The organism is Niastella sp. sgz303648 (genome assembly GCF_059587045.1).
In genome coordinates this window covers 365,400-377,930 of the sequence record NZ_JCAPSW010000002.1, presented here as the reverse complement: position 1 = coordinate 377,930, position 12,531 = coordinate 365,400, and the positions used below count along the sequence as shown (strand labels likewise).

8 protein-coding genes are annotated in these 12,531 nt (G+C 43.5%); 3 read left to right on the top strand and 5 right to left on the bottom strand.

Going from position 1 to position 12,531, the window contains the following annotated elements:
- Positions 1 to 31 precede the first annotated feature (31 nt).
- Positions 32 to 853 carry a hypothetical protein gene (locus AC59IL_RS06215; protein WP_496551233.1) on the bottom strand — a complete coding sequence of 274 codons (822 nt, stop codon included), beginning with the start codon at positions 851 to 853 and terminating at the stop codon, positions 32 to 34.
- A 370-nt stretch (positions 854 to 1,223) separates the two neighbouring features.
- Between AC59IL_RS06215 and AC59IL_RS06210 the strand changes: the two genes are divergently transcribed.
- Together AC59IL_RS06210 and AC59IL_RS06205 are read left to right on the top strand one after the other, a co-directional pair.
- Complete coding sequence (locus AC59IL_RS06210; protein WP_496551232.1) at positions 1,224 to 1,817, top strand: hypothetical protein; 594 nt, start codon at positions 1,224 to 1,226, stop codon at positions 1,815 to 1,817.
- A 194-nt stretch (positions 1,818 to 2,011) separates the two neighbouring features.
- Positions 2,012 to 3,694, top strand: a complete 1,683-nt coding sequence (locus tag AC59IL_RS06205) for a patatin-like phospholipase family protein (RefSeq protein WP_496551231.1) — start codon at positions 2,012 to 2,014, stop codon at positions 3,692 to 3,694.
- A gap of 75 nt (positions 3,695 to 3,769) precedes the next feature.
- Here the strand turns inward: AC59IL_RS06205 and AC59IL_RS06200 are convergent, their stop codons facing one another.
- Positions 3,770 to 5,269, bottom strand: a complete 1,500-nt coding sequence (locus AC59IL_RS06200; protein ID WP_496551230.1) for a glycoside hydrolase family 10-like protein — start codon at positions 5,267 to 5,269, stop codon at positions 3,770 to 3,772.
- Between the two features lie 186 nt (positions 5,270 to 5,455).
- Between AC59IL_RS06200 and AC59IL_RS06195 the strand changes: the two genes are divergently transcribed.
- Entirely contained in the window at positions 5,456 to 6,067 is a 612-nt protein-coding gene (locus AC59IL_RS06195; protein ID WP_496551229.1) for an alpha-ketoglutarate-dependent dioxygenase AlkB family protein, read from the top strand.
- 25 nt (positions 6,068 to 6,092) lie between these two features.
- Here the strand turns inward: AC59IL_RS06195 and AC59IL_RS06190 are convergent, their stop codons facing one another.
- The 3 genes from AC59IL_RS06190 to AC59IL_RS06180 all read right to left on the bottom strand — a co-directional run bounded on the left by AC59IL_RS06190 (position 6,093) and on the right by AC59IL_RS06180 (position 12,520).
- Positions 6,093 to 7,202, bottom strand: a complete 1,110-nt coding sequence (locus tag AC59IL_RS06190) for a glycoside hydrolase family 76 protein (protein ID WP_496551228.1) — start codon at positions 7,200 to 7,202, stop codon at positions 6,093 to 6,095.
- A gap of 73 nt (positions 7,203 to 7,275) precedes the next feature.
- Positions 7,276 to 9,144 carry a RagB/SusD family nutrient uptake outer membrane protein gene (locus AC59IL_RS06185; protein WP_496551227.1) on the bottom strand — a complete coding sequence of 623 codons (1,869 nt, stop codon included), beginning with the start codon at positions 9,142 to 9,144 and terminating at the stop codon, positions 7,276 to 7,278.
- Between the two features lie 19 nt (positions 9,145 to 9,163).
- The gene (locus AC59IL_RS06180) at positions 9,164 to 12,520 is read right to left on the bottom strand and encodes a TonB-dependent receptor (protein WP_496551226.1); all 3,357 of its coding nucleotides are present in this window, start codon (positions 12,518 to 12,520) and stop codon (positions 9,164 to 9,166) included.
- Between the last annotated feature and the right edge of the window lie 11 nt (positions 12,521 to 12,531).

Here is a 12,531-nt window from a genome sequence, read left to right as displayed (position 1 = left end):
GATCAACACCGTATTCAGGTAATGTTTCGCATTACCGGTGTGCAATAAATACAGGCAGTTTATGCTCCCTGATCACATTGGTTACAAAACTTTTTCTGAACAATTCCGATACCGCCGATCTTCCGTAGGCGCCGCTTACGAGTATGGCGCTCTCATTCTGACTCATCCAGCTGCCAAAATATTTATCGGGATTGATGGCGAGTTTGTTAAATGTAATGTTGCTGTAATGACGGCTCACCAGTTCCTCAATATATTGCTCATCGGGAAATTCTGCTTCGTTTTGTTTGGCATATACCAGCAGGCTTTGATTATTCAGCAGCTCGGGAAATAAATAAGCGAATTGTTTAATGGCATATACCGATGATTCGCTGCCATCATAAGCCAGTATATTCCTTGCAGGAAAAACAAAATGTTCAGGAACAACCAGGGCTGCACATTCGGTTTGATGTAAAATTTCTTTTAAATAATCATTGGGATCACCTTCCCCCGGTTGATTATAAAAAGATTCGCTGCCCAGGATCATCAGATCGGCAAAGCGGCTTTCTTTTTTTAAACCGGGAAGGGCAAATTCATTAAAATCTTTATGTACACGATACTCAATTTTATGAAACCGGCATAAAAACTCAAAGCGCTCCATGTTCTTTTCCACCGCCGCCACATCTTCATCTTCGAGTCCCGGTACAAATAACGGACCGCTGGCGCCATTTGAATAGCTCCACAGGTTGGCATAATTAACCTGTGGAAGAAAAATGCCGGTCAGCAACACGGGCATCCTTTCATTTAACAACCGCGCAAACTCAAAAGCGCCTTCTGAAAAATGGCTTCCATCGAAGGCAAGCAATATCTTTTTCATTGACGATAGTTTTGTTGTTTAACGAAGTTATTTTCATTACAACGGCAAAAACATGATCAGGAGCAGTACCTCAAATGATACCAGACAGGCTCAGCGTACCGGCAGGTTGCCATTCACAGTTCTGTTGATATTCATCAAGGTATGCAATGAACCGGTCACACCGAAAACTGCGATCCCCCGGCATAGATTTCATTATATTCCAAATGATTAAAATCAATATCATAATAGAGAAATAATTTGTATCTGCTTAATCGCCACCTTATTGTAATCTGAACCCAAAACAACATTTTTACGTATATATTTTTACCGTGCATACAAGTGAGAATATTTGCTAAATTACCGGCAAATTGATTCCTGAACGGGTACTTATATGACGACTTTCTGGACTGAAGACAGCATACTGACCAACCAAAGTGATACTACTCCGCCGGCTGAAATTTTTGAAGCATTCTGCCAGGCCATTGGATTCTATTATCAGCAAAAAGGGTTTAAATACACCAAAACCCGGCCTAAAGTAAGGCTCGAAACAAAAGACTTATTTATAGAAATTAACTTCTGGAGCTCAAGAAACAATATGGCAGGCAGCAGTGTTGGACTTGAAATAATTCCTTATGTTGGTTCCAAAAAATTAAAGAGGTGGATAAAAACACATGCAACCGGCCGAAACGAATACATTTACGCGCCTACCAATTATGATTTTCGTTTTCAGAATATTTATGGCGCTACAGTCGACTTCTTTTTAGACCTGATACTAAGCATCGATAAATATATTGCCGCCTGGTTGAAAATTGACAACAACCTACAATTCGTTGATAATTTACTGGAAGAAAACAACCCCGACATAGTTGCAGATAACTTTGCGTGTTACCTTGCTATGACCAGCGATCCGCGTTTGCCTGCTTTTATGAATCAGCACATCGAAGAAATAGGAGCTGAACTATACGAAAAGCTGAAGAAATTTTAATTGTATTTTTCTTATTTTATTTCTCGCAAAGACGCAAAGGAGATCGCTTCGCGATCAATAAGAACGCGAAGAAAAAGCTTTGCGCCCTGGCGCCTTTGCGCGAGCCATTCTTTTTTAACTGCTAAAATCAGGTGAAAATACGGTATTTGCCATTACATATAATAGTTACCTTCCGCGGTACTAAACCTCATTATATGTCTGATACTAATACCTCTGACGGCAAAACCTTTCATGTTGGTTTATGCATGGCCGGTGCAGTTTCGGCCGGCGCTTATACAGCCGGCGTTATGGATTACCTGATAGAAGCCCTTCAGGAATGGCAAAAAAGAAAAGATGCCAATACGCCCGATACGCCCATGCACAATGTAGTAATACCGGTTATCGGCGGTGCTTCGGCCGGTGGTATGACGGCCATCATTACGGCAGCTTCGCTCAACACCCAAATCATTCCGGTTTCAAAACCTTCTGCCGATCTGATGGCAGAACATCCCGAAAACAAATTGTATCATTCATGGGTCGATTTGATCGATAATGATATGTTTCCTTTAATGCTGAACACCGATGATATTAACGGCAACGGTATTATTTCACTGCTCAATTCATCTTTTATAGATCAGATTGCGAACCGCGAACTGAAAGCCAATCCCGGCGCCACCAAACCTACCCCGCCTTATTTTGATCCCGAAATGAAAGTATTTACCACCTTAACCAACCTGCAGGGATTTGCCTATAATATTTGCTTTACATCAAATACGCCGTTAGAAAAATATTTCATGACCATCCATAACGATTATGCCTGTTTTAAGATGAACAATGCCGGCGCAAAGGACAACGACGGATGGATGCCGCTCGATTTTAAAAATGATATCAACTGCGATGTGGCCCGTAATGCAGCCATGGCAACCGGCGCTTTTCCGGTTGGACTGCAATCGCGAAAACTTTCACGCAAATCGTGCGATGTGAACAGTATGCCGTTTTGCTCGCAGATCACCCAAAATTTTCCTGTTCCGCCTCCTGTTTGCGAAACATTGAATGTAGACGGTGGTGTAATCAATAACGAACCTTTTGAAAAAGTAAGAGAAGTGTTGATTGAAAAAACAGGTCAATCGGATGAAAAGGAATACCACGACTTCAATAAGTTCAAAAGCACGGTAGTGATGATAGATCCCTTTCCCAGCAACAAACCCGGTCCTTTTACACCCGATCAGAAATTGCTTAAGGTAATGGGCGCTACTTTCAGCGCCATGATGCAACAGATGCGCGCCAAACCCGCTCAACTGTGCGATGCCATGAATGATGACAAAGCCGGACAATATTTAATTGCCCCCACCCGCATCAGGCCCCGCCTCGATGGTACGCTTATGGAAGTGGCAGGCGACAAAGCCATTGCCTGCGGAGCCCTGGATGGTTTCAGCGGATTTATGAATAAAGAATTTCGCATTCATGATTATTTCCTGGGACGTTTTAATTGCGAACTGTTCCTGCGCAATTATTTTACCATTCCGGTTTCGGCACTGGAACAAAATGAAATATTTAAAGAAGGCTATAAAAACGTTAATAAAGAACAATTCAAAGCGCCCGACGGATCGTACCAGATCATTCCCATATTTTCACCTACGCCTCCGCGCAATTATTTCCCGATACCTACCTTTTCATCGGGCAGCAACTGGCCGGTAGTTGAAGAAAAGAAGATAGATGATTTTGAGCCCTATGTGAAAAAAAGAGCGCAGGCATTGATCATGAACTCCATTAAAACCAGCAAGCTGGGCAAATTCATGATCTGGATCGGCGCCAAAGTGATCCTGAACAAAATGCTCACCCGCAGCGCCATGGATGCTATAAAAGAAGCATTAGTAAAACATCAACTTATGAAATAACGAATATCGAATGCTGAATTATGAATCTTGAAGTAAAAAATCGTTGTATTCACTTCTACATTCAAAATTCGAAATTCAATATTTAATATTTGAGATTTTGCTTTCATTGCCGGTTCTATCAACAGCTGTAACCGCAATATCACTTAACTTAAACTTTCCGGAAGCTGTGGCAATCACAAGCGACCGGTCGTTGTGGTTACAAATGGTGTAACTCCATTTGTCGGCATATTTATGATACACCACCCAGCGAAATACATCGCTTTCATTGGCATGCGTCCAGCTTATTTTTAACGAATCGCCCTGTTGTTCTGTTTTAACCTGTGGGGGTTCAGGCGCATTATGATCTAACCAGCTGCTGGCAGGCACCAGCGCATTTTTCCGGTAAGGGCCCAGCACGATCGCTTTTGCCAGGTTGCTGTCTTTGGTCAACGAACCGATGCTCCAGTGTACCTCACCGTTACTGGCAGGTAACATGCCGCGCGAAATCATGATCTGATTCACTGCTTCGGTGGCATTGGCCGTAGTAGTATCGCGGCCAACATTCATCCCCGGCCACAAATGCCGGTGCTTTTTATTTTCCGACGACCACCACCCGAGCAACACCGGATAACTGGCCGTTAAACTATTGGTACGCCAGTATAACTGAGGCGTGAAATAATCGATCCATCCTTTGTTCAGCCATAAGCGGGCATCGGCGTATAACTGGTTGTACTGATCAAAGCCTTCAACCGATGAAGGATAACCGGGGCGCCAGATCCCAAACGGACTAAGACCAAATTTCACCCAGGGCTTTTCGGCTTTGATGTCTTTATATAAATGGTGTATAAAATCATTTACACTCTTACGCCGCCAGTTGCCCCTGCTTAATTTACCGCCGTGCTGAACATATTCTTTATAGCTCACACTGTCGGGAAAATCTTCATTGCCATTGTACACCGGGTAGGGATAAAAATAATCATCGAAATGCACGCCGTCGATGTCATATCTTTTTACAATATCCATTACTACCGACGTAGCATGTTCCTGCGTTCCTTTTTTTGAAGGGTCGAACCACCAATGCCCGTCTTTAAGCTTTAAAACCAGTTCAGGTTTCTTTTTAACGATTGAACTATCGGTTACGGGGCCGCCTACCGGCGAATGAGCGCGGTACGGATTCAACCAAACATGTAATTCAATACCACGTTCATGAGCGGCATCGATCCAAAATTGCAAGGGATCATAATACGGATCGGGCGCCTTGCCCTGCACACCACTCAGGTAATACGACCAGGGCTCAATGCTGCTTTGGTACAAAGCATCGGCCTGCGGCCTTACCTGAAAAATAACCGCATTAAAATGATGTGTTTGTAAAAAATCGAGTAATTCAATGGCTTCGCGCTGCTGTTCTTCGCTTGATAATCCTTTTTTATAAGGCCAGTTAATATTATCAACGCTGGCCACCCAGGCTGCCCTGAATTCGGTAACCGCTTTGGGCGTTTGATCTGTTTTATCTTTCGTTGATTTCGACGAAGCGCAGGCAAATAATAAAATCACGCAAAAACAACCTGTTGCCAGTAACAATAACCTGTTTACCATAGTTAAATTGTTTGACCCTTCGACTCCGCTCAGGGTATCAATCAATAAGCTAAAAATAGTATAAAGTATGAATGATGCCGGCAATACACCATAATATTATGAAATTTGCTATACAAAATAGCAATATCCGGGTTATTGTAATTAGAATGTATTGGTTATTTGCGGTGTGAATATTAAAATGAAATTATGGATCTGTTTAATAATAATACAACCACCAATTTATTGCCATATGATGGAATAGCTGAATATTATGGTACAATACTTACCTTAAAAGAAGCATCGCGCTATTTCGATAATTTGTTGCAAACGATCGAATGGCAGCACGATGAGCTGATCATTTACGGAAAACGTATTGTTACCAAAAGAGAAGTTGCCTGGTATGGCGACCAGCCGTACGATTACACCTATTCCAACACCACCAAACAGGCGCAGCTGTTTACAAAAGAATTATTGGAATTAAAAGCGGTAACAGAAAAGATCAGCGGCGCTGTATTCAATTCGTGCCTGTTGAATTTATACCATAATGGCGAAGAAGGCATGTCGTGGCATAGCGACGACGAAGCCTGCTTTGGCACCAATGCAACTATTGCTTCGCTTAGTTTGGGGGCCGAAAGAAAATTTATGTTTAAGCACAAAAAAACAAAACAAAGCGTGTCGATACTATTGCAGCACGGCAGTTTACTGGTGATGAAGGGCGCCACGCAAACCAACTGGCTGCACAGCCTGCCCAAATCAACCAAAATAAATAAAGCAAGAATAAATTTAACGTTCAGAAGAATGATCAGCAACAGGCAATAGGCAATAGGTCGTGGCACGGCTTCCGCTACTTCTCAGGGTCACATACCTGCATAAAGCCAACAATACTACTGGCTTCGTAGGATTGAATATTGCCTGCAGGGCACAACACTGTATAATTTCTATAGGTAAGGCCCCGGCCTGCATCGCGGTTACCCCAGCCCGTGTTAATATTCTTTCTTATCCATGGCAAATATTGTGTTTGACCGCCATCTTTTACCAGCATCATCATATAGCGGGCAAATATGGCTTTTAATACACCCTGTTCGTTCCAGTCGCCTTCTGCCGGTAATATGCCATTTATATCACACATCGATTTTTGCGTATAATCGGCCGCAAGCTTAGCGTTCTTTAAATATACTTCATCCTTAAGCGCTTTGTACAATAGCACCGAGGCACCAATAAATGTTCCCTGGCTATAGGTATAATCGCCAAAGTTTATTTTACCATTGATATTATTATCGGCCACACGGCCATTATCGCTGTTGACGAGGTTGGTTACCGACCAGTTGTATATAGTTTTTGCCTTGTCGAGGTACGCCGCCTCGCCGGTTATTTTATACAATTGCATGGCTGCAATCACCGTAGGAAAATTGATGCAGGAATTTTTACCCAACTTATTAAAATCCCACCACATGCCGCCATTTACCGCATCATACGAATCGCGCCAAACACGCTGAAAACCGCTGATGGCGGTATCGAGGTAATTTTTACTGCCTGTTATTTCATATGCCCTCGTAAGGGAAATCACCCACCACATCATATCGTCATAAATAAACCATACCGCTTTATTTTCCCAGTTGTATTTATCATACCTGTAGTACCCACCCTGAAAGATATCTTTCGTGAGTTGTAAATACGAAGCATCATTGGTACGTTTATAAGCATCCATCACTATATCGGCAAAAATCGCCTGCGTCCAGATGGCGCCGATCGATGTTCTTTCGGTGGTAGCGTAATACAATTGATCATTGCTGCTGTAAAATGAGGCGTTAAACGAATTGAATGCATCCGTTGCATCTTTTGCTGTAAAGGATACCTGTTTAACCTCGGGTTTATCTACCGTTGGCGTTGTTTTTCCACTGCATGAAACCAACACTACCAGCAAAACAACAAAGCAATTATTTATCCATTTCATTTGAACTGTTATTTTATACAACAGCAATGGAGCGTCCGTATCAAACGCCCGCCCCATTGCGTAAATTGAATTATTACTTCTGCCAGCCGGTATTTTGAACCAGCTCCAGGTCGTTGATGATTTCTGATTGCGGAATCGGGAACAGATAATGCTTTTTTGAAAACACCCGGCTTTCAAATGCTTTCAGGCTATAAAAACCTGATTCGGGCGAATCGGTATTCAATCCGTATACATTGCCGTTCTCGGTTTGTTCGGCTATTTTCCAGCGGCGTACATCAAAGAACCGGCTGTTCTCAAATGCCAGTTCCACCCTTCTTTCTTTTCTGATGGCTTCACGCATTTCTGCCTGACCGGCAGGTACAGGTAAGGCAGAAGCACCGGTACCATATTGGGGAATACCGGCTCTTTCGCGAATCAGGTTCAGGTATTTTAGTATCTCACCAAGATTGGCTCCATAATCGGCTTCGTTTAAGCACTCGGCATAACTTAAATATATTTCTGCCAGCCGCATCAATATTAATTTATGATCGTTCACATCCCATTTGCCGGTACCCATTGCTTTGCGCACCACATAACCGGTAACAGAATAATCGCCTTTGCCGGGGCCTTTGCCTGAATTACCATTGTAAAACAGCGTGGTTTCTATTTGTCCGTAATTGGTATTTAACCAGATGCTTCGGTTGTAGGTAATATTTACATAAAAACGGGGTTCCCTGTTCACCCACTGGTTATAAGTATTTCTGGTAGTAGCAGCGGGGTCCGAAGAGGGCGCTTTAAAATCTGAAAAACCAGTGGTTTGATAACCGGATGTGCTGTTTACGATGGGTGTTCCATCAGCATTATACCCCAGTACCGGGCTTAAACCATTGTCCATAAAAAAGGCGTCTACCATGGCCTGGGTAACAGCCAGCCCGGTACCGCCTCTCACCTCTCCGTTCATACCATCGTGGCGCGGACATTCTTCATATTGCCGTGAGTTCAGCGAACCTACCCGTGAAAATATCACTTCGCGGTTCCAGTCTTTTAACATTACATTGCGGCACGATAAATAGGCACTGTAATTTCCGCTGGCGTCATTTTCTCTGTACAAATCATAAGTACCCGGCACAAAGGTGGTAATGAATTCCCTATAGGCATTGGCGGCGGTTTTCCATTTATCGGTACTAACCGACTGACTGATCAGTTGCTTTCCATCTGTGTTTTTCAAAGCCGCATAATCGGTATTACCGTTAAACAAAGGACTTGCGGCATACATCAGGGCCTGTGCTTTATAAGCCAGGGCAATGCCTTTGGTAATTCGTCCGTAATCATTATCACTATTGGGTACCACCGGCAAAACGTTGGCAGCAGTAGTTAGTTCTGTTGTAATGTATTCAACACATTCATCTATTGAACTGCGGCCTATTTGTAAGCTGGCGTCGGGTGCAACTACTTTTTCGCCCAACAATACAACAGGTCCGTAAAGCCGCATCAATTGAAAATAATACATCGCTCTAAGCGCCCTTGCTTCGGCTTTGTACTGGGCAATTTTTGAGGCGCTGAGGTCGCTGATATTATCGGCATTGGTAATAAAGATGGTGGCTCCGCGGATCCCTGCGTAGTAATTCGTCCAGTATGCTTTTACAAAATCCGACGAAGCATCCCACGAACCCACATTTAAAAAATTCGACCGCACAAAATCCCATAAATACTCTGCTTCGTCGCAGCCGCCCGTCCATATACCTCCATTGCCATAATCATCGCTGCTGTTATATGATCCACCGAATCGCTGGCTGAATTCATCGGGCACATGTGAATACACGTTATTCAAAAACTTTTGCGCGGTTGCCCATGATTCGAATGTTTCTTTGTCGGTAAGCCGGTCGTCGGGCACCTGGTCGAGGAACTTTTTGCAGGAACTTAATGTAAGCAGCAGGAAAGATATACATATGATGTGTTTCATTGTTTGATTGTTTTAACGATTAGAATTTCAGGTTCACGCCCATAGCAATTACCCGCACATTGGGATACGAGGTGCCGTTATCGGTATTCAGTTCGGGATCCCACAGCTTAAATTTGCTGAAAGTAAGCAGGTTGATGCCCTGCAGGTACACAGAAGAATTTTTAACGCTTACCCTGTTCAATAAAGAAGAAGGCAGATTATAAGCTATCTGTGCCGTTTTCAATCGCATAAAGCTTACATCTTTTACCCACCACGAACTGGCCAGGGTATTGTTGGCATTCATATCGCTGCCATAACCCAGCCGTGGATAAAATGAATGGGGATTCGGGTTTTGCTCTGTCCATCTGTCGGCTGCAATAGCAAATGCATTGGAACCATCGGTACTATTAAAAGGCAAAATGGCGGAGCCTCTTAACATTCTGTCGGCATTATCGATACCCTGAAATAAGGCGCCAACAGAAAAGTTTTTATAACTAACGTTAAATCCAAATCCATATACCAGTGACGGAACATCTCCCCTGCCGATCTTTGTTTGATCAAAGGCGTCAATTACACCATCGCCATTAAGGTCTTTATATTTGATATCGCCGGGCAGTACTTTCGATCTGTCGCCGGGCACGGGGTTATCATCTATCTCTTTCTGGTCTTTAAATAATTTTTCGGCAACATAACCATAACGCGCCAGAACGTTATTTCCTTTATGATCCATCCAGGGGTAGGCCTGCGGCAGCATATCATCTTCTATCAGTTTATCCTTGTTGAAGGTAAAGTTGCCACGCACATTCAGTGTAACGGCCCCTATACGTGTATTGTAGTCGAGTGTGGCGTCGATACCTTTGTTATCGACAATACCCAGATTGCCCCATAACGGTTTTTGCAATCCCATAAAGATCACCGAAGATTGCCGTTGCAGAAATATTCCGGTGCGGTGTTCTTTAAAAACATCTACCATTAACGACAGATGGTCGTTCAGGAATTTAATTTCAACACCTAGGTCCTGTTTGTTCGATTCACTCCATTTTACATTGGTGGCATAATCAGTAACAGTGATGCCGCCTGAATTGGTAGTACCATTTCTTCCGAAATCGTATCCCTGCGCCCCATCCGATACAATGGTGAGGTACGCAAACCGCCGGCCATTGATAAGCCCCAGACCTGTATTACCATTTGAATACCTGAATTTCAGAAATGAGACTACGTTTTTGAACGGTTCAAAAAAACGTTCATTCGATGCTACCCAACCGACACCAATAGCAGGAAAAAAGCCGAACCGGTTTTCAGGTGCAAACAATTCAGATCCGTTATAACCGAAATTAAATTCTGCAAAGTAACGGTCATCATAGGAGTAGGTAGTTCTTCCTGCCAGCCCCACCGTTCTCTCGGGAATGGAACCGGTAAAATCGAGGGCAAAGGCATTTGTCTTATCGCTTGAATAAAACAATCCCAAACCGCTTACCCGGTGCCGGCCAAATGTTCTGTCGTAGTATAAAGATGCTTCGGTATAAAAGTGACGGTTACCGCCATTTTTCCTATCATACCCAAGGTATGGCTGGTTGGTGGTCCAGGTACGTTGTAAATTCAATGTGCCATCTGCCTTATACGGATTGCTAAGATCGACCATCCACGTATCTTTTCTTTTGGATCTGTTGATAGTATCTTCATGGTAACTATCAAAAGCAAACATGGCCGAAGCGCTTAAGCCTTTTACAAAATAGTTTAGGTCCTGTGTTATACGCAGGTTCGAATACAACTGGTTTTTAAATTCATTTTTATATCCGCGGGTAGTAAGATCAGCATAGGGATTTCGTGAACCGCCATTGGGGGCAACGCCGGGCACATACCCTCCCGGATACATGATGGGATAAGCAACCGGCGGAATGGCCATAGCGCTGGTAAATATATCCGAAGGGTCTAACGCAGGCGCGTTCCTACCTGAGAAAAAGCCCTGCAGCCCTACATCTAATTTTGTTGTGCGGGTAAGTTTAAGGTTTAGCCGGGTTGTAACATTATACCGGTTGTATTTTAATGATGAGTTATATTGTTCAATATTATCTGTTTTCAAAAAGCTGCTTTCATTGAAGTAAGCCAGTGATACGTAGTATTGGGCGTTATCCACGCCGCCGCTTGCATTGAGATTGGCTTTACGCGTATGACCGAACTTATTGAACACCGCGTCCATCCAGTCAACATTCGGGTACAGCAAAGGTTCGGTTCCCGCTTTCGTTTTATTGATGTAATCATCCGAATACAGCGGGCTTTGATTACGGGTGGTTCTGGCTTCGTTCACAAGGTTCATATACGAAATGCCGTCGAGCATTTCGGGGGTTTTGGTAAACATGTTCACCCCTTCGTTATAATCGAAAAATATCTGTGGTTTACCTATTTTACCCGATTTTGTTTTAACAATAATAACGCCATTGGCGCCACGAACGCCATATACGGCAGTGCCCGACGCATCTTTCAATATGGTAAACGATTCAATATCTTCGGGGTCGATATTATTAATGCTGCGCTCTACGCCATCTATCAGAATAAGCGGGGAAGAAGAGTTACCGCCAAAAGTGGCGATGCCACGGATCCAGATGTCGGCACCGCTTTTGCCCGGTTCGCCCGAACGCTGTACGCCCACAACGCCCGATACACGGCCGGCCAGCATGGTAGTTACATTACCAACAGGTTGTTGCAGCTCAGCCACATTTACAGTCGACTGTGCGCCTACCAGGCTTACCTTTCGTTGTGCACCAAAACCTACCACCGCCACTTCGGCCATTTCTTTGTTCATACCGGGTTTCAACTGTACATTAATGATAGTTTTACCGGCAACAGGTATTTGTTCACTGCCATAGCCGATGTAGCTAAAAATAAGCACGGCATCTTCGTTTTCTACCAATATCTTAAACCGCCCCGTGGCATCTGTTGAGGTCATCGTTGAAGTGGCGCCAACACCAACCGTTACCCCGGCAAGCGGTTTGTTATTTTCATCAGTTACTGTACCCGATATTGATTTTTCTTTTTTAACAACCCGCTCTGCGGGTTGATCGTCGGTTGTTTGTTTTTTGCTGATAACAACGATCCGGTTCACTTCACGAAAGCTTAACGATTTGTTTTGCAACAATTGCTGCAACACATTTTCAAGTGTTTGCTTTTGAACCGAAAAACGGGCTACCTGATACGAATCAAGCAATTGTTTGTCATAGGCAAACGACAGTCGCGTGATCTTTTGTATTTCGGTGATGGCGGCATTGAGTGTGCCTCCTTTAAATTTCAGTGTTACAATGGTTGATTTAAGCAACTGGCTTTCGCCTGCAAAAACAGACATACCGGCCGGTACAATGGTTAGTAATAAAATAACGGGAATGACAAGCAATTTTCTCATAGATATAAATT